Source organism: Mameliella sp. LZ-28 (assembly GCF_012274245.1).
In the GTDB taxonomy this organism is placed as follows: domain Bacteria; phylum Pseudomonadota; class Alphaproteobacteria; order Rhodobacterales; family Rhodobacteraceae; genus Antarctobacter; species Antarctobacter albus.
The window spans coordinates 25,519-43,620 of the sequence record NZ_JAANYX010000009.1 but is presented as its reverse complement, the minus strand read 5'-3'; the positions used below and the strand labels follow the sequence as shown (position 1 = coordinate 43,620).

The window sequence follows — 18,102 nt, the reverse complement described above, 5'->3', positions numbered from 1 at the left end:
TGCGAGGGCATGGCCACTGTCACAGACGTCTACCAATCCCGCGTCGCGTCGGGAAAGATCAAGCCGGACGAGGCGCAGACCGCCGTCCTGCCCGAACTGGAACGGCTGCGCACCGATCTGGCGCAGCCGGTCAAGCGCGGCTTTTTCCGCAAGACCATCGAGGCGCCGCAGGGCCTGTACCTCTGGGGCGGCGTCGGCCGGGGCAAGTCCATGCTGATGGATCTCTTTGTCGACACGCTGGACGTGCCCGCGCGCCGGGTGCATTTCCACGCCTTCATGCAAGAGGTCCAGGCCGCGATTCACGCCCTGCGCAGCCAGGGCGCCGAGGACCCGATCAAGCCCGTCGCCAAGGACATCAGCGACAAGGTGCGCGTGCTGGCCTTTGACGAGATGCAGATCACCGACATCGCCGACGCGATGATCGTGGGCCGCCTGTTCGAGGCGCTGTTCGACGGCGGCACAACCGTCGTCACCACCTCGAACCGCTTGCCGGACGATCTCTACAAGGATGGCCTGAACCGGCAGTTGTTCCTGCCCTTCATCGCCTTCCTCAAGGAGCGCATGGTGGTGCGCGAGCTGGCCTCGGACCGCGACCACCGGCAAGACCGGCTGGCCGGCGCGCAGGTCTTTTTCACCCCCGCCAATGCCGAGGCCCGCAGCCAGATCGACGCCCTGTGGGAAGAGCTGACTCACGGACTTGAGGAAACCCTGACCCTGCACGTCAAGGGCCGCGAGGTGGAACTGCCGCGCTATCACAACGGTGTCGCGCGGGCCTCCTTCTTTGACCTCTGCGGCCGGATGCTGGGCCCCGCCGACTATCTCAAGCTGGCCGAAAGCGTGCGTGTCCTGATCATCGAGAACATCCCGCAACTGTCGCGCCGCAACTTCAACGAAGCCAAGCGTTTCGTCACCCTGATCGACACGCTCTACGAGGCGCGGGTCAAGCTGATCGCCTCTGCCGCAGCGCAGCCAGAAATGCTCTATGTCGAGGGTGAGGGCAGTTTCGAGTTCGAACGCACCGCCAGCCGCCTGCGCGAGATGCAGGCCGCCGAATGGTCCACCTGACACAGGTCCCCCCAAGGGCGCAAAAAAATGGGGCCGGCAGAACCGGCCCCAGTCTTATGCTCGTTGCTTGCCTGTAGTCTTCTTGGTCACAAAACCGGGATGGTCAGTTGCTGGCCCACCCGGATCTTGTCCGGAGTGGTGATCTTGTCGCGGTTGGCGTCGTAGATCACCGTGTACTGCATCGTGTCGCCGTAGAAGCGGTAGGAAATCGCCGCCAGGCTGTCGCCCGGCTGCACCGTATAGACCTCGGCCCGGGCAAGGGAACGGGCACGGGGCCGCGTCACCTCCGGCTCGACCCCCGCCAGCCCGCTGTCCGCCGGAACCTTGGTCGCCCCCACCGAGCGTTGCACCAGGGTCGCCAGCAGGGTCGTCGTGTCCACCTTGCCGTCCGAGGTGATCAGCGCCTCGGGCACCGCGATCCGGCCGCTGTCGCGCGCCTCGTTCAGCAGCGCGTCCAGGTAGGCATCCGATTGCCCCTGCCGCAGGGCCTGCACCACCAGCGTCTGCAGATCGCCGGAGTCCGGCGCACCGGCGCCCTTGGCATCGCCGGTCAGGTTGGCCAACACGTCCTGCGTCATGGCCATCAGCGCGTCCCCCTCGGCGCCCGCCGCCGGGGCCTTGCCCAGTTCGGACAAGAGCGCGGTCGTGAACGCCGGATCACCCGCCGGCGCCTGCGCGGCCTTGACCGCCGCCGCAATCGCCAGCGCCGGGTTCGATTGCGGTGTCGGAGCCGGGGCCGTGCCCGCCGGCTTCTGCGCCTCGCGCACCAGGGCGGAGAGGACCGCCGTCACATCCGCCGACGGAGCCGGGGCCGCCGCCTGCGGCGCCTCGACCGACCGGGCCAGCGCACGCGGCAACGGATCGGGCGCCGGCGCGGCGCGTGTCACCAAGTCCGGCTCTGCCGCCATCCGGTCACGGATATGCGCGGCCCCCGGCTGGAACACGATCAGGGCGGCGGTCACGGCCACGAACGCGATGCTGAACAGGATGATCCGGATCATCTGCCGCCCCCTCCCCCTTGCGCGGCCATCAGGCCGGAACCTTGACGGTCAGGCCCAGGAGCAGCCACAGCTGCATCCCGCCGCGATAATACTGGATCTTCTCGGGCGGATAGCCCGCGTCGGTCAGGTTGCGGATCGCGCGCGGGCTCTGGTCGCACCACGGCCCGTTGCAGAACATCAGCAGGTCCAGCGCATCCGAGAAATCCCAGCGGCTGCCCAGCCTGCGGGCGCCCAGCGCCTCCAGGATCTGGTCACGGTAGGGGTTTTCCGGCTCCAGCGTCGAAAAGGGCACGTTGACCGCCCCCGGGATCGTGCCCTTGGCGAACCATTCCGGCAGCCGGCTGTCGATCAGCAGGCCCGACCCCTTGGACACCTTGGTTTCCAGGAAATCCATCACCTCGATCTCGCCCACGGTGGTCACGCCCTTGCCGGCGGAAATCGGGTGGATGCAGAACGGGGGACAGGGCCGCGAGGTCTTGGTGAATTCGGTTTCCAGCCGGTGCGAGGTATCCTGGATGCGCTCGATCACGATGTTCTCGCCGTTGACCCAGATCGACCGATAGGCCGCGTCCGGCGTGATCTTGACGTCCTGGGCAAGGGCGGGCGCGGCAAGCAGACAGAGTCCGAGCGCAAATGCGCGGCGCATTTTGTGCAGCATTTCGAATTGTCCCCAAGATACGGCGAAACACGTCATCCCCGTGTGTTTCGGCGTGGCAGCTTGGGCAAATATAGGCAACGCCCCGCGAATCAGTCAAGACAAAGTGATTCGCGGCCTACAACTTTCTGGGGAAATCAAGCCGAATCAAGAACCTGATTCGGCGTGATCCGTGGCGGCACATGCCGCCGCGTCAGCTCATCCCGTCGCGCAGGACGGAGCCGGCCAGGTACAGCGATCCGCAGATCAACACCCGTGCCTCCGGCGTCTCTGCCACGATGGCCCGCAGGGCCGCGCCCACGTCCTCGGCCATCAAGGCCCGATGGCCCGAGTCCGCGGCCATGCGGGCGGTGTCCTCGGCGGACAGGGTGTTGGCCTCGCCGGGGATGTTCACCGCCGTCAGGCTGTCCGCCACCGCCGCCAGCGGGGTCAGGAAGCCGCGCGCATCCTTGGTGTTCAGCATCCCGCAGATCAGGTGGGTCGGACGTTCTGGCAGGCCGCCCAGGTGCGCGGCCAGCGCCTTGCCTGCCGCCGGGTTGTGCCCGCCATCCAGCCACAACTCCGCCTCGGGCGCCATCTCGGCCAGCGGCCCCTGCCGCAGCCGTTGCATCCGCGCGGGCCAGGTCGCCTGGGTCATGGCGCCTTCAAAAGCCGCCTCGCCCAGCCCAAGGAGCCGCAGCACCGCCAGCGCCGCGCCCGCATTCTCGATCTGGTGGGCGCCCGGCAGCGCCGGCATTGGCAGGTCCAGCAGGCCGTTCTCGTCCTGGAACACCAGCCGTCCGCGCTCTTCCCAGGCGTGCCAGTGCTGCCCCTGCGCCAGCAAGGGCGCGCCCAGCGCCTCGGCCCGCGCCTCGATCACCTCCAGCGCCTCGTCCGGTTGCGGGCCGACCACGCAGGGCACGCCGCGCTTGATGATCCCGGCCTTTTCCCCGGCGATCCGCGCCAGCGTGTCGCCCAGGTACTGTTCATGGTCCATCGAGATCGGCGTGATCACCGTCGCCGCCGGACGCGCCACCACGTTGGTTGCGTCCAGGCGCCCGCCCAGCCCGGTTTCCAGCAAGACGTAATCCGCCGGAACCCGGCTCATCGCCAGGATGGCGGCGCAGGTCGTGATCTCGAAATAGGTGATCGACGCGCCGCCATTGGCACTCACGCATTCATCCAGAACCTCGGTCAGGGCCTGTTCGGAAATCAGCTCGCCGCGCAGGCGGATGCGTTCGTGGAACCGTGCCAGGTGGGGCGAGGTATAGGCGTGGCAGGTCTGCCCCGCCGCCTCGATCCCGGCGCGGATCATGGCCTGGGTCGATCCCTTGCCATTGGTGCCCGCCAGGTGGATCACCGGCGGCAGCTTTTCCTCCGGGTGGCCCAGGGCCTCCAGCAGCTGCCAGACCCGGTCAAGCGTCAGGTCGATGATCTTGGGATGCAGCGTCATCATGCGCTGCAGCAACTGGTCGGACCCAGGCGCGGCTACGGTCATCTTGGGAGAACCTATCGAAAGGCGGAGATCACTCCGCGGAATCGTCCAGTGCCGCGTTCGGCTCGGCGGCGGGCTTCAGATCGTCCGGGCCGGGTGCGGGCAGGTCGCCCCAGGTCGCCGGCGGCATCTTCATCAGCATGCGGGTGATGACGATCAGCTCTTCGCGCATCTTGCGGCGGTCCGTCACCCGGTCCAGCATCCCGTGTTCCAGCAGGTATTCCGCGCGCTGGAACCCCTCGGGCAGCTTTTCGCGGATCGTCTGCTCGATCACCCGCGGCCCGGCAAAACAGATCAGCGCGTTCGGCTCGGCGATCTGCACGTCACCCAGCATCGCATAGGATGCGGTCACGCCGCCGGTCGTCGGATGGGTCAGCACGACGATGTAGGGCAGCCCCGCCTCGCGCAGCATCTGCACCGCAACCGTGGTGCGCGGCATCTGCATCAGGCTCAGGATGCCTTCCTGCATCCGCGCGCCCCCGGCGGCGGAAAACAGCACCAGCGGGCGGCCCAGCTTTACCGCCTCCTGCGCGGCGGCGATGATGGCGTTGCCGACATACATCCCCATCGACCCCGCCATGAAGCTGAAGTCCTGCGCGGCGGCCACGATGGGCGTGCGGCCGATCTCTCCGGCGGCCACCAGCATGGCCTCCCTTTCGCCGGTGGCCTTCTGGGCGGCCTTCATCCGGTCAGGGTATCGTTTCTGGTCGCGGAAATGCAGCGGGTCGGCCAGCGGTTCCGGCACCGCGACCTCGGTGAACACGCCGCCGTCGAACAGAGCCAGGAATCGGTCGCGCGGCGTGATGTGCATGTGATGTCCGCAATTGGTGCAGACGTTCAGGTTGTCGCTGATCTCGCGGTGGAACAGCATCGTGCCACAGCCGTCACACTTGGACCACAGGTTCTCCGGCACCTCGCGGCGCGAAAAGATCGAGTTGATCCGGGGGCGGACGTAATTGGTGATCCAGTTCATGAAGTGCTCGCGCCGGTTCCAGGATGGGCGAGAAATAGGCAAGCCGCCCCGGAATTGCAATCAGCCAAAGCCAGCGGCCCCGCCCGCGCAGGCAAACCCCTGCCACGGGCGTAGGGCGGGGTTCACCCCGCCGCCCGCTACAGCCGCAGCGCCACCCGTGCCGCCAGCCAGCTGACCCCGATCAGCGCCAGGTCCAGCGGCAAGACCGCCGCCACCGCCGCCTCGTCGCCGGGCCCAAAGGGCATCTGCCGCAACGCCAGGCCCGACATGTCCCCCTGCATCGAGGTCACCGCGAAGGCCATGAAGTTGTTGACGAAATGCAGCCCGATCGCCGGACCAAGGTTGCCTGCCCGCGCCGTCAGGTCCGCCGCCGCCAGCCCGAACAGCGCGCTCCAGGCCGCGATCAGCGCCGCATTGCCACCATAGACCCCCGGCAGGTAGTGGCCAAAGCCGAAAACCACGGAAGGCAGGCCCAGCCAGATCAACGGATGCCGGACACGCGCCGCCAACTGCGACTGGAAATAACCGCGGAAAAAGACCTCTTCGGCGCCGGTCTGGACCAGCACGGCCACCAGGGTCGTCGGCAGGAACAGCATCCAGGTGTTCGCGGGCAGGCCCGGCACCGTCGATGCGTGGAAGTCCCAGGGCGGCAACAGCAACAGCGCGGCGTTCAGCAGCGCCACCGCCCATGTCACCCGCAGGAAATCGCGCCAGAACAGCGGCCAGGGGCCCAGCAGGCTGCGCCCCGGCCGCTTGTGCAGGATTTCGGCCACCGCCATCGCGGCGATCCACAGCGCCCCGCTTAGCAGCAGCACAAGGGTCAGGCTGCCGGGGGTGTCGCCGCTCTGCAGGTTGTCCAGCAAGGTCAGGTAGGCGTCATCCGCCATCAGGCTGCCCAGCACCGCGATCACGCCGCGCGCCAGGGCGAACCAGATCACCACGATCAGCACCAGCCCGACAGCCAGCCGCCACAGCTCGGCGCGGCCCTCGGCCGGCAGGGTCATGAACTGGTGCCGCCTGTAGCCCATGCCCCGGTCAGGCCGTCCGGGCCGAGGCCGCGCGCAACACCTGCGCGTAGCCCTCCGCCAGCATCATCCGCCCCGTCACGCCCTTGTCCCGCAGCATCGCGTGCAGGCGCGGGAGGTTATGCGCGGGTACATGCATCACCAGGTGGTGTTCGAGATGGTAATTCACCCAGTAGGGCGCCAGGAACAGCCGCTCCAGCGGGCCGGCCAGGGTGGTGCGCGTGTTGCGCAGCGGATCCTCCGAGAACTCGACCGCGCCATGTTCGGCGATATTGCGAATACGCAGCACCATCTGGAACCATGTGAGCAGCGGCAAGAGCCACAGCGCGACCCACAGCCACCAGCCGCCCAGCGCCCAGAACACCGCGAACAGCACCCCGTTCGCCACCAGCGCCCGGGTCAACACCGGCCCGTGAAAGGCCTGCGCCAGGTCCTGGCTGCTGACGCCCTCGGTCTCGCCCACCAGCCGCAGCGCGAACATCACCTGTGCCGCCCGCTGCTTGATCCCCGTCTGCCCGGTGATGTCCCGGATCAACTTGCGCCGCAGCGAGGCGCGGGTGGTCGGAAAGGGTTTCGACAGCCGCAGGTCCGGGTCCTGCTCGGTCTGCGTGTGGCGATGGTGCATCAGGTGATAGTGCCGGTAGCTGGCCAGGTCCGCCAGGATCGGCGCCCCGCAAAGCCAGACACCGGCAAACTCGTTCAGTTTCCGCGACTTGAACAGCGCATTATGCGCCGCCTCGTGCATCAGGATCGCCAACCCCAGCTGCCGCGACCCGATCACCATGACCGCGAGCACGAAGGTCAGCGCATTGGGCCACCACAGGAACACCGCCAGCGCACCCAGGATCAGCGCCCAGCAATGCAACAGCAGCGCCGCGCCCCAAAGGTCGGAACGGGCCGAGAGGCTGCGAATCTCCTCTGTCGTCAAAAAGGCCTTCCCCGGTGTCATGTCCTCATGATCCGGGGCGAGGGGCATGGCTGTCAACGGCGCGCGCCCCTGACGCGGCGGCAGCACGGTGGCCCCGCCACGAATGCCGGGGCAGTCCCATCGCCGTTGACCCCGCCGCCCCCCGTGCTACAGCAACGACATGCTGGACATCTTCCTCAAGACACTGCCCTTCTTCGGCCTGATCGGGCTGGGCTATGGCGCCGCGAAATCGCGGTTCTTCTCGGAAGAGGCCAGCGCCGCGCTGACCAAGTTCGTCTTCTTCTTTGCCCTCTCGGCGATGCTGTTCCGGTTCTCCGCCAACCTGCGCTTTGACGAGATCTTCGAGCCGCGCCTGGCCAGCGCCTATCTCTGGGGCACCGCCGTCACCTGGGGGCTGGGCATGGCGGTGGCCTTCCTGCGCGGACTGGACGTGCCGACCGCCTCGATCGAGGCGCAATGCGCCGCCATCGGCAACACCGGCTTCCTGGGCGTGCCGATGCTGGCGCTGCTTTTGGGGCAAGAGGCCGTGGGCCCGATCATCCTGATCCTCTCCATCGACCTGATCGTCTTTTCCTCGTTGCTGACACTGCTGGTGACCGGCGCGCGCGAGGGCCACATGGGGCTGGGCATCCTGTGGAAACTGCTTCTGGGCCTGCTGAAGAACCCGATGATCGTCTCCATCGGGTTGGGCCTGATGGTCTCGGCCAGCGGTTTGCCGGTGCCCGAGGCGGCCAACAGTTTCCTGACCACCCTGGGCAATGCCGCCACGCCCGGCGCGCTCTTTGCCATCGGCGCTTCTCTGGCGTCGAAATCCGCCGAGCGTATCCAGATCGCCGCCTGGCTGAGCTTTGCCAAGCTGGTGCTGCATCCGCTCTTCGTGGGGCTGGGGGTCTACGTCTTCTTCCCGGTCGACGCCTACCGCGCCTCGGTGGCGGTCTCTGCCGCCGCGCTGCCGGTGGCGGGCAACGTCTTTATCCTGGCACAGCACTACGGCATCGCGCCGCAGCGCGTCTCGGCCTCGATCCTGATTTCCACCACCGCCAGCATCGTCACGGTCAGCGCGATTATCGCCACGGTCACCAGCTGGTGGCCCTGACACGGCGCTGAGAGGCATCCGCCGGTCAGCTCTGGTTGGCGCCGCGCATCTGGCGGATGCTGCCCCGGATCGCGCGCCAGTTCTCGGCCTCGCGTTCGTTGCCGTCATCGCGGGACTGCCGTTCCCGCTGTGCGGCTTCCGCCTCGGCCTTGCCGCCATGCGCCCGGTACAGGGCATGTGCGATTTCCGTCGCCTTGATCGCATCCATGAGTCCATCCTCCTCTGATGTCCTGACGATAAGACACGCCGCCCGGACCTCCTCCGGGGCGGCGTCAGGATCAACGCACGAGGCGGGCTTGGGGTTCCCTGCGGTCCCGCTCAGTCGACCCGGCGCAGCAAAAGCTGGTTGCCGCTGGTGCTGCGCTTGGTCTCGAACACCTTCAGCTCCGCGACCAGGTCCGACAGCTTGCGCTTGCCGTAACTGCGGGTGTCGAAATCCGGGTTGGCGGCGGTGATGACTTGGCCAATGTCCCCCAGGCGATACCACTCGTCGTCCTGGTCGATGGATTCCATCGCCTTGAAGATCAGGTCGCGCGCCTGCGTCAGGTCGGTCTTGGCCTTGGGCTTCCCGCCCGAGGCCTTCTCGGGCGCCGAATCCAGGTTCTCGAGAAAGATGAAGCGCTTGCAGGCCTTGCGGAAGGCGTCCGGTGTCTTCTGCATCCCCATGCCGTAGACATCCAGCCCCTGTTCGCGGATACGGCTGGCCAGCCGCGTGAAATCGCTGTCCGAACTGACCAGAACGAACCCGTCGAAACGGCCCGTGTGCATCAGGTCCATCGCGTCGATCACCAGTGCGATGTCGCTGGCGTTCTTGCCCACGGTATTGGCCGGCGAGTGATGCGGCACGATGCCGAAATCCGCCTGCACCTTGTTCCAGCCCGCCATCTGCTGGCTGGAGAAATCGCCGTAGCAACGCCGCACGCTGGCCTCGCCCAGGATCGCGATCTCGTCGAAGATCGCCTTGGTGTATTTCGGCGAAGTGTTGTCGGCGTCGATCAGCACCGCCAAAAGTGTATTGTCGGCCATTGAGCCTCCTTTTCGCCCCGGTAGGGCCATCCGGGTGCAGTGTGACAGCAATCGCGCGCCGCAACCACCCGGCCCTCACAACATCCGGTACATCACCAGCGCGTCCACATATCCCTGATCGGGATGCAGGAAGGCGCCCGGCAGGCGCCCCACCACCTCGAACCCCGCGCGCTGCCAGGTCGCCACCGCGCGCGTGTTCGTCGAGACGACAAAGTTGTACTGCATCGCGCGGAACCCCAGTCGCGGCGCCATGTCCAGCGAATGCGCCAGCATCGCCCGCGCCACGCCGCGCCCCTGCGCCGCCGCGGCGGTGACGTAACCGCAGTTGCAGACATGGCTGCCGCCGCCTTTCTGGTTGCGCACCATGTAATAGGTGCCCAGCACCTCGCCCGCATCTTCGGCGACAAAGACATGCCGTTCCGGCCCGAACCAGTAGTCCAGCGCCGCGTCGCGCGGGATGTCGGGGTCGATGGCATAGGTGTCGCCGGCGCGGAACACCGGCTCCAGCATGGTCCAGACCGCCGCGCGGTCCGCCTCGACGGCCTCGCGTATGATCACGCCTGCCCCTCCGTCCTGATATGGATCACCGCGCCGCAGTGCTTGCAGTGCACCGCGTCCGCGTCATGCAGCACCAACCCGCATTGTTCGCATTCCTCGCGCACCTTGTTGGGGCGGATCAGCACCTGCACCAGCCGCAGGAACAGGGTGACGCCAAAGATCATCACGACGACCGAGATCAGCCGCCCCACCTGACCCTGCAACGTGATATCCCCGAACCCGGTGGTCGTCAGCGCCGTGACGGTGAAATAGAGCGCGTCGGCATAATTCTGGATCTGCGGGTTGAAGGTATACTGCGTGGCATAGACCAGCCCCGTCATGATGAAGATGAAGACGCCCAGGTTCAGCACCGCCAGCACCACGTCCTCGTTGCGGCGGAAATAGGCAAAGTCGCGCTTCAGCTGCGCCGACAGGTGGTAGGTGTGCAACAGTCGCAGCGTCCGCATCACCCGCAGGAATCCCAGCCCCTCACCCGCCAGCGGCGCCAGGAAAGAGACGATGGCGATGAGATCGGCAATCGTCACCAGCCGCGTCATCAGCCGCACCCGGTTGGTCGAGATCCAGAACCGCGCGCTGAACTCCGCCAGGATGATGACGCCGAACACCGCGTCCACCGCCTCGACGAAGGGGCCGTGCTGGGTGAACGAGGTGGCGATCACGAAGAGGATGGTGCCGATGTCAAAGAACAACAGCGCGTAGCGGAACCTGTGCGCCCGGTCGCTCTCACCGACATAGAGCTCGCGGATCTTGTTGCGCATGGGCCGTCCTTTGCTGGTCTCGGGGCAGGGTAGGACGGTTTTCCGGGAAGGGAAAGATGGCGGACCAAATGGAGCAGAGCGTCGCGATACGTTCCCGAGCCGCCGCGCAGGAGGTCCCCCCAAACGAAAACGCCGGCCCCTCAAGGACCGGCGTTTCCGGAATCGCAGGGCGGGGTTCACCCCGCCGCCCAGATCAGTAGACGACGACCGACCGGATCGATTCACCCGCGTGCATCAGGTCGAACCCCTTGTTGATCTCGTCCAGCGTCAGCGTGTGCGTGATCATCGGGTCGATCTCGATCTTGCCGTCCATGTACCAGTCGACGATCTTCGGCACATCGGTCCGGCCGCGCGCGCCGCCAAAGGCGGTGCCGCGCCAGGTGCGGCCCGTGACCAGCTGGAACGGACGGGTGGAAATCTCGGCCCCGGCGGGCGCCACGCCGATGATGATCGACTCGCCCCAGCCCTTGTGCGCCGCTTCCAGCGCCGTGCGCATGACGTTCACATTGCCCGTCGCGTCAAAGGTGTAATCCGCGCCACCCTTGGTCAGGTCGACCAGGTAGGGGACAAGATCGCCCTCGACCTCGTTGGGGTTGACGAAATCGGTCATGCCGAACTTCTCGGCCATCGCCTTCTTGTCGGGGTTCAGGTCGACGCCGACGATCTGGTCGGCCCCTGCCAGCCGCAGGCCCTGGATCACGTTCAGGCCGATGCCGCCCAGGCCGAACACGATCGTGCGCGACCCGATCTCGACCTTGGCGGTATAGATCACCGCGCCGATGCCGGTGGTGACGCCGCACCCGATGTAGCAGACCTTGTCGAAAGGCGCGTCGGGGTTGATCTTGGCCAGGCTGACCTCGGGCAGGACCGTGTGGTTCGAGAAGGTCGAACAGCCCATGTAGTGCAGGATCGGCGTGCCATCGAGCATCGAAAACCGCGAGGTGCCGTCCGGCATCAGGCCCTGACCCTGGGTGGCGCGCACGCTCTGGCAGAGGTTGGTCTTGGGGTTGAGGCAGTATTCGCACTGGCGGCATTCGGCGGTGTAAAGCGGGATGACATGGTCGCCCGGCTTCAGCGAGGTGACACCCGGGCCGACCTCCAGCACCACGCCCGCGCCTTCATGGCCCAGGATCGCCGGGAACAGCCCCTCGGGGTCGGCGCCCGACAGGGTGAACTCGTCGGTGTGGCAGATCCCCGTCGCCTTGATTTCCACCAGGACCTCGCCGGCCTTGGGGCCTTCCAGGTTCACTTCCATGACCTCAAGCGGCTTGCCCGCTTCCAGGGCTACTGCGGCTCTTGTGCGCATTGTCGATCCTTCCCGTGGATTTGAAATTGCGCGGACTCTGATGCAAAGCGGGGGCCGTCGCAAGCGCGCGCCGGGCCTTTTTTGGGGCGCGTCGCCCGGCGCCGGACACCCGATACAACCGCTGGTTTCCCAAAGGTCAGGGGGCGACCGGAGGCCGGGCAAATGCGACATGCGGGCTGCCGCTCCTTTCCCCCGGTCCCGCCCTGTCCCGCCTGCGGCCTTTGCGCCCGTTAACCGGATTTCTGCCCCGCGCGGCCCCGGCGCGTCAGAGATCGCGCCGCGTTTTGTACAAAATGCTGGAATCGCCGTACCTTTTGTACGTTTTGTACGATTCGCAGCGGCGGGGCGGGTGTGGCACCTGTCATCTGCGTTGTGGTTCGCGGACACCTCACCCCCAAGGTCTTGTGTTGCGCTTGCGGCGTACGCGCCGTTACCCCACCGCGCGCTCTCGAAACCCCGCCTCCCGGACTCGACTCCGCGCCCCGCGAAAGCTAGAACATAACAAGAACACGCTGCCCGCGATTCCCCATGCCCAACCGCCGCATCCTCTCGCTCTGGTTTCCCCGCCTTGGCGCCGAACGCCTGATCCGCGCCCAGCCCCACCTGGCCGAGGTGCCCTTTGCCACCGTCGCGCAAGAGGGCGCCGCACAGGTGCTGGGGTCGCTGTCCCTGGCCGCCTCGCAGGCCGGGCTGCGCCCCGGCCAGCCGCTGCGCGACGCCCATGCCATGTGCGCAGGCCTGCTCACCCGCCCCGCGCAACCCATTCAAGAGAAAGACTTTCTTGGTGCGCTGCACCGCTGGGCGGGCAAGTTCTCGCCCTGGGTTGCGGTGGAACCGCCCGACGCGCTGGTGATCGACCTGACCGGCTGCGCGCATCTCTTCGGCGGCGAGGAACAGCTGGCACAACAGGCCACGCAGGACTGTGCCGACCTTGGCCTGACGGTGCATTTCGGCATCGCCGACACGCTGGGCGCGGCCTGGGCGCTGGCGCGTTTCTCGCAGCAACAGGCCGCCCCCGCCCGCACCGGCGACGCCATCGACCAAGAGGCCCCCGCCACCCGCGCCCGCGCCGGCAAGCGCCGCCACTGGACCCGCGGCGGCACCGCCCCACCACGCCCCGCTGCGCAGGGCCTGGGCACGCGCATCGCGCCCCCCGGCCAGGGCTGGCGCGCGCTCTCGCCCCTGCCCATCGCCGCCCTGCGGCTGGAACCCCATGTTATCGAACAGCTTTCCCGCCTCGGCCTGCGCCGCGTGGGGGATCTCCTGGGCCAGCCCCGCGCGCCGCTGGCACGCCGGTTCGGGCGCGGCCTGGTCGACCGGCTCGACCAGGCCACCGGCGCCGCGCCCGAGCCGGTCTCGCCCAGCGCGCCGCCCGATCGCTTTGCCCTGCGCATGTCCTTTCCCGATCCCATCGGGCTGGAAGAGGACGTGGCCGAGGCCCTCTCACGCATGACGGAACGGCTCTGCACCACGCTCAGGGCCAGCGGGCGCGGCGCCCGATCACTGCGGATCGAGGCGCACCGCTGCGACCACCAGATGCACTGGCAGACCGTCACCAGCGCCGTGGCCAGCGACCAGCCGCACAGGCTCATGCCCCTGATAAGGCTCAAGATCTCCGGGCTGGAGGCCGGCCCCGGCATCGACATGCTGCGACTAGAGGCCGTGGTGCACGAACCGCTGCACGCCCGCACCCGCACCGGCCACCTGGAGGCCGCGGAACAGGGCACCCGCCGCGTCCAGGGCGGCGCCGCGCTCGATGACCTGATCAGCCGGCTCGGCGCCCGGCTGGGGATGGAGACGATCACCCGCCGCGCCCCTGCCGACAGTCATATCCCTGAAAAGGCGTCACAAATCCTGGCCGCTGCCTGGTCACAGCCCGCACGCGTCTGGCCCGCCCCCCCGGTAGCCCGCCCCCTGCTGCTCTGGCGGCCCGAGCCTGTCACCGCCCCCGACCTGCCGCGCCCGCCGCAGCGGTTCCGCTGGCGCGGACGGGACTGGCAGGCCACCGCGCAAACAGGCCCGGAACGCATCGCGCCTGAATGGTGGCTCGACGATCCCGACTGGCGCTCGGGGCCCCGCGACTACTGGCGGGTGGACACGGATCGCGGCGAAAGGCTCTGGCTCTTCTACGCGCATGGGGGCATGGCCTCACCCGGCTGGTTCTGCCAGGGCAGCTTTGCCTGAGCGCCCCCGGCTTCTTCTTTGCAAAAATACTCCCGGGGGAGTCGACCGCAGGGAGACGGGGGCAGCGCCCCCTGCCCCCACTGGCCAACAGCGCAGCGCCATGCCAAAAGCACACCGCGCAGCAAAGGACAAAGCCCCATGCAGATCGCCTCTCTCATCGCCAAACCCGGACAGCTCGACCCGGCGCTGGTCGACAGCCTGCGCAACGCGCTGGGGGGCGGCACGGTGAGCTGGCTTTCCCCGGACGAGGCCGCCGAATTCCCGTTGGAGACAACGCCCGGCAACCTCGACGAGATCCGCGCCTCCATCGCGGAGATGGCCGACCTGAACGTCCTGACCGAGGCGAACCGGCGCAAGCGGATGCTGCTGGCCGACATGGACAGCACCATGATCCAGCAGGAGTGCATCGACGAACTGGCCGAAGAGGCCGGCGTCGGCGCCCATGTGAAAGAGATCACCGCCCGCGCCATGAACGGCGAGCTGGATTTCGAAGGCGCGCTGATCGAACGGGTCGCCCTGCTGAAGGGCCTGCCGGAAAGCGTCATCGACAAGGTGGTCGAGAGCCGCATCACGCTGATGCCCGGCGGCAAGACCCTGCTGGCAACGATGCACGCGGCGGGCGGGCATTGCGTGCTGGTCTCGGGCGGGTTCACCGCCTTCACCACGCGGGTTTCGGCGCTGCTGGGCTTTGACGAGAATCGCGCCAACACGCTGTTGATCGAGAACGGTGAACTGACCGGAGAGGTCGGCCGCCCGATCCTGGGCCGTGAGGCCAAGGTACAGGCACTGGACGAGATCACCGCCCGGTTGGAGATTTCCGCCTGTGACGTGATCGCCGTGGGTGACGGCGCCAATGACCTGGGCATGCTGACCCGCGCCGGGCTGGGCGTGGCGCTGCACGCGAAACCCTCGGTCCAGGCGCAGAGCGACCTGAGGGTCAACCACGGCGACCTGACCGCGCTGCTCTACCTGCAGGGCTATGCCAGGGGCGAATTCGTCACTGCCTGACCAGACCCGCCACGGGGCGGATTTCGCCGGTCACCAGCCCGTCCCAATTGCGAATCGGCGGGTTCAGGAAGCGCGCCACATCAGGGTGGTCCGCGTCCAGCACCCCCAGCCGCACCATCAGCGCCGCGATCACGCATTCCGAGGCGCGTGTCGCCCCGTCCGCGATCTTGACCGCCACGCCTAGGCCGCGCGCGGGCAGGATGGCGATGAAATAACCTTCTGCCCCGGTCTTCAGCGCCACCGGCTCTTTCGCGGCCTGCATCAGCAAGGTACAGGCGCGCCCCTCACCGGCGACAAGTATCGGATGGGCGATCATCGCCTCGACCAGGTCCGCCGCCGCCCGCGACTGGGCATCGCCGCGCGCCGCGGCGCCCGCAAAAAACGCCATAGCGCGCGCCATCCCCGTCATCGTGGTGGCGAAGTTCGGGGCCGAACAGCCGTCGATGCCGAACCCCGGGCTGGTCTCGCCCGTCACCTCCTCAAAGGCTTCGCGGCAGGCCATCTGCACCGGGTGCGCGGGATCGACGTAATCCGGCCCCGCCTTCAGGTGTTGCGTCAGCGTCAGAAAGCCGATGTGCTTGCCGGAACAGTTGTTCAGCACGCGCCCCGGCTTTTCCCCGTCGCGGATCATCGAGAAGCGCAATTCCTTGTCCCGCGAAGGCTGAGGCCCGCACAGCAGGTCATCCTCGGTCAGGCCCCGTTCGGCCAACCAGTCGCCCACCAGCCGCGCATGCAACGGCGCCCCGTTGTGCGAGGCACAGGCCAGCGCCAGCCGCTCGCTCCCCAATCCGGCGGCCCGTGCCGCGCCCGAAGAGACCAAGGGCAGCGCCTGCAGCATCTTGGCCGAACTGCGCGGCAGGATCACCGCTTCGGGATCACCCCAGGCATCGACAATTCCGCCCGTGGTGTCACAGACCACGGCGTGCCCGGAATGCCAGCTTTCGATCACGGGGCCGCGATGAACCTCGACCAGGGGAACCGCTGTCATGAATGACCTCCAACAGTTGAGCGATAATCTGCCACCGGGGCTTTTACGCCCGACTTCTTTCAGGCTATTGTCCCGCCGTCGAGATAAAAACCCTTTCGTGCGCGGGCCATCCGGGACATTCAAGGCCCTGTACGTAAGTCGAGGTAGAGACAGCTGGAGGCTGCAGGAATGATGTCAGGTCTGGGTCGGGGATTGGGCGCGCTCGCCCTTGTGCTGAGCGCGACGGCAGCAGGCGCGCAGGATAGCAGTACGGCGCGCGTGGACGCGATGACCGACTGGTCGGTGTTCGAAGAGGAAACGCCCCGCGAATGCTGGGCCGTGACCACCTACAAGGAAAGCGTCAACACCAAGGACGGTCGCGTGGTCGCCGTCACGCGGGGCGAAATCCTGTTGATGGTCTTCTTCCGCCCCGAGGCAGGGGTCAGCGGCCAGGTCGCCTTTACCGGCGGCTATCCCTTCGCGGACGGGTCGACCGTCAACGTGGTGATCGGCGACAGCGAGTTCGAGCTTTACACCGAGGGCGAATGGGCCTGGCCGGCCACGCCGCAGGACGACACCCGCATCATCACCGCGATGAAACGGGGCGCCGACGCCGTCGTGTCCGCGGTCTCTTCGCGCGGGACCGCAACCAAGGACACCTTCTCGCTGCTTGGGTTCACCGCCGCCTTCGAGGACGCCGAGGCGCGCTGCTCCTGATCGGGGCCGAACGGCACAGCGCCGTTCCCGGGTATTTGGACCAAGAAGAAACAGGGGCCGCGTGACGGATGTCATTCGGCCCTTTGGCTTTGCCCGCGAATCCTGTATACGGCGGGCTTCGCGCCAGACAGGAGCCTTTTCGCATGACTGCGACGACGCCCATCACCCAGGATCTCTTGACCATCCCCCGCAAGCTGCCGGAGGGACCGATGAACATCATCGGATTGACCCGCCCGCAACTGCGCGAGGCGCTGCTGGCCGCCGGCACGCCGGAAAAGCAGGTCAAGATGCGGGTGAACCAGGTCTGGCAGTGGCTGTATCACTGGGGCGTGCGCGATTTCGACGCCATGACCAACCTGGCCAAACCCTATCGCGCGCTGCTGGCCGAGAATTTCGTGATCTCGCTGCCCGAGATGGTCTCGCGCCAGGTTTCGGCGGATGGCACGCGCAAGTACCTTGTCCGCATCGCCGGCGGGCACGAGGTCGAGGTCGTCTATATCCCCGAGGAAGATCGCGGCACGCTGTGCATTTCCTCGCAGGTGGGCTGCACGCTGACCTGTTCCTTTTGCCATACCGGCACGCAAAAGCTGGTTCGCAACCTGACGGCGGGTGAAATCGTCGGCCAGATCATGCTGGCACGCGATGATCTGGACGAATGGCCCGAACCCGGCACCGGCACCGGCGAGAGCGGCCCGCGCCTGTTGTCCAACATTGTCCTGATGGGCATGGGTGAGCCGCTGTATAATTTCGAGGGCGTGCGCGACGCGATGAAGATCGCGATGGACGGAGAGGGTATCGCCCTGTCCCGCCGCCGCATCACCCTGTCCACATCCGGCGTCGTGCCCGAGATCGCCCGCGCCGCCGAGGAAATCGGCTGTCAGCTGGCGGTCAGTTTTCACGCCACCACGGATGAGGTGCGCGACAAGCTGGTGCCGATCAACAAGCGCTGGAACATCGAGACGCTGCTGACCGCGCTGCGCGAATACCCGCGCCTGTCGAACTCGGAACGCATCACCTTTGAATACGTGATGCTGAAGGACGTGAACGACACCGACGAAGACGCGCGCCGGCTGGTGAAGCTGATCAAGGGCATCCCGGCCAAGATCAACCTGATCCCCTTCAACGAATGGCCCGGCTCGCCCTACCAGCGCAGCGACTGGTCCCGGATCGAGAAATTCGCCGATATCATCTACAAGGCCGGTTATGCCTCTCCGATCCGCACGCCACGGGGCGAGGACATCATGGCGGCCTGCGGACAGTTGAAATCCGCCACCGAACGGGCGCGCAAGTCGCGCGCGCAGATCGCGCAGGAAACCGGCCTGGGCTGAGCCCGGAAAAAATTTCGCATCGGGTCTTTACCT

The 18,102-nt window shown here is 67.1% G+C and carries 18 protein-coding genes; 6 read left to right on the top strand and 12 right to left on the bottom strand.

Annotated features, from left to right (window positions below):
• Window positions 1-9: 9 nt before the first annotated feature.
• Complete coding sequence (gene zapE, locus G9Q80_RS05850; protein WP_069210743.1) at window positions 10-1,065, top strand: cell division protein ZapE; 1,056 nt, start codon at window positions 10-12, stop codon at window positions 1,063-1,065.
• 86 nt (window positions 1,066-1,151) lie between these two features.
• Here the strand turns inward: zapE and G9Q80_RS27835 are convergent, their stop codons facing one another.
• From G9Q80_RS27835 to G9Q80_RS05820, 6 genes are all read right to left on the bottom strand, one after another.
• Window positions 1,152-2,066 (bottom strand): LysM peptidoglycan-binding domain-containing protein, encoded by a 915-nt coding sequence (locus tag G9Q80_RS27835; protein WP_198550044.1) that lies wholly within the window; start codon window positions 2,064-2,066, stop codon window positions 1,152-1,154.
• 28 nt (window positions 2,067-2,094) lie between these two features.
• Window positions 2,095-2,724 carry a rhodanese-like domain-containing protein gene (locus tag G9Q80_RS05840; RefSeq protein WP_043146034.1) on the bottom strand — a complete coding sequence of 210 codons (630 nt, stop codon included), beginning with the start codon at window positions 2,722-2,724 and terminating at the stop codon, window positions 2,095-2,097.
• A 190-nt stretch (window positions 2,725-2,914) separates the two neighbouring features.
• A complete protein-coding gene (locus G9Q80_RS05835; protein ID WP_088671596.1) occupies window positions 2,915-4,198 on the bottom strand; it encodes a bifunctional folylpolyglutamate synthase/dihydrofolate synthase in 1,284 nt (427 codons plus the stop codon).
• A 28-nt stretch (window positions 4,199-4,226) separates the two neighbouring features.
• Window positions 4,227-5,168 (bottom strand): acetyl-CoA carboxylase, carboxyltransferase subunit beta, encoded by a 942-nt coding sequence (gene accD, locus G9Q80_RS05830; RefSeq protein WP_043146039.1) that lies wholly within the window; start codon window positions 5,166-5,168, stop codon window positions 4,227-4,229.
• Window positions 5,169-5,305: 137 nt separating this feature from the next.
• The gene (locus G9Q80_RS05825) at window positions 5,306-6,172 is read right to left on the bottom strand and encodes a CPBP family intramembrane glutamic endopeptidase (protein WP_229754875.1); all 867 of its coding nucleotides are present in this window, start codon (window positions 6,170-6,172) and stop codon (window positions 5,306-5,308) included.
• Window positions 6,173-6,203: 31 nt separating this feature from the next.
• A complete protein-coding gene (locus G9Q80_RS05820; RefSeq protein WP_074623401.1) occupies window positions 6,204-7,142 on the bottom strand; it encodes a fatty acid desaturase family protein in 939 nt (312 codons plus the stop codon).
• 139 nt (window positions 7,143-7,281) lie between these two features.
• Here G9Q80_RS05820 and G9Q80_RS05815 point away from each other — a divergent pair, with 139 nt between their 5' ends.
• Window positions 7,282-8,217 (top strand): AEC family transporter, encoded by a 936-nt coding sequence (locus tag G9Q80_RS05815; protein ID WP_088671597.1) that lies wholly within the window; start codon window positions 7,282-7,284, stop codon window positions 8,215-8,217.
• Between the two features lie 25 nt (window positions 8,218-8,242).
• On the opposite strand, the gene G9Q80_RS05810 is transcribed toward G9Q80_RS05815, so the two are convergent.
• The 5 genes from G9Q80_RS05810 to G9Q80_RS05790 form a co-directional block, all read right to left on the bottom strand.
• On the bottom strand, window positions 8,243-8,425 hold the full coding sequence (locus G9Q80_RS05810; RefSeq protein ID WP_043146046.1) for a hypothetical protein: 183 nt from the start codon (window positions 8,423-8,425) through the stop codon (window positions 8,243-8,245).
• A gap of 110 nt (window positions 8,426-8,535) precedes the next feature.
• On the bottom strand, window positions 8,536-9,243 hold the full coding sequence (locus G9Q80_RS05805) for an NYN domain-containing protein (protein ID WP_043146049.1): 708 nt from the start codon (window positions 9,241-9,243) through the stop codon (window positions 8,536-8,538).
• A 75-nt stretch (window positions 9,244-9,318) separates the two neighbouring features.
• Window positions 9,319-9,753, bottom strand: coding sequence for a GNAT family N-acetyltransferase (locus tag G9Q80_RS05800; RefSeq protein ID WP_198550046.1), 435 nt, complete (start codon window positions 9,751-9,753; stop codon window positions 9,319-9,321).
• Between the two features lie 44 nt (window positions 9,754-9,797).
• Window positions 9,798-10,559 (bottom strand): potassium channel family protein, encoded by a 762-nt coding sequence (locus tag G9Q80_RS05795; protein ID WP_069210750.1) that lies wholly within the window; start codon window positions 10,557-10,559, stop codon window positions 9,798-9,800.
• Between the two features lie 193 nt (window positions 10,560-10,752).
• The gene (locus G9Q80_RS05790) at window positions 10,753-11,865 is read right to left on the bottom strand and encodes an S-(hydroxymethyl)glutathione dehydrogenase/class III alcohol dehydrogenase (RefSeq protein WP_088716783.1); all 1,113 of its coding nucleotides are present in this window, start codon (window positions 11,863-11,865) and stop codon (window positions 10,753-10,755) included.
• 528 nt (window positions 11,866-12,393) lie between these two features.
• Between G9Q80_RS05790 and G9Q80_RS05785 the strand changes: the two genes are divergently transcribed.
• Window positions 12,394-14,049: a Y-family DNA polymerase gene (locus G9Q80_RS05785; protein ID WP_088716784.1), complete on the top strand. Its 1,656-nt coding sequence runs from the start codon at window positions 12,394-12,396 to the stop codon at window positions 14,047-14,049.
• A 138-nt stretch (window positions 14,050-14,187) separates the two neighbouring features.
• Window positions 14,188-15,057, top strand: coding sequence for a phosphoserine phosphatase SerB (serB, locus tag G9Q80_RS05780; protein ID WP_088716785.1), 870 nt, complete (start codon window positions 14,188-14,190; stop codon window positions 15,055-15,057).
• Here the strand turns inward: serB and G9Q80_RS05775 are convergent.
• Window positions 15,047-16,045 (bottom strand): asparaginase, encoded by a 999-nt coding sequence (locus tag G9Q80_RS05775; protein WP_088716786.1) that lies wholly within the window; start codon window positions 16,043-16,045, stop codon window positions 15,047-15,049. The genes serB and G9Q80_RS05775 overlap by 11 nt on opposite strands.
• Window positions 16,046-16,213: 168 nt before the next feature.
• Between G9Q80_RS05775 and G9Q80_RS05770 the strand changes: the two genes are divergently transcribed.
• Both G9Q80_RS05770 and rlmN read left to right on the top strand, forming a co-directional pair.
• A complete protein-coding gene (locus G9Q80_RS05770; protein ID WP_043147032.1) occupies window positions 16,214-16,741 on the top strand; it encodes an invasion associated locus B family protein in 528 nt (175 codons plus the stop codon).
• A gap of 143 nt (window positions 16,742-16,884) precedes the next feature.
• The gene (rlmN, locus tag G9Q80_RS05765; RefSeq protein ID WP_043147030.1) at window positions 16,885-18,069 is read left to right on the top strand and encodes a dual-specificity RNA methyltransferase RlmN; all 1,185 of its coding nucleotides are present in this window, start codon (window positions 16,885-16,887) and stop codon (window positions 18,067-18,069) included.
• Window positions 18,070-18,102: the final 33 nt, after the last annotated feature.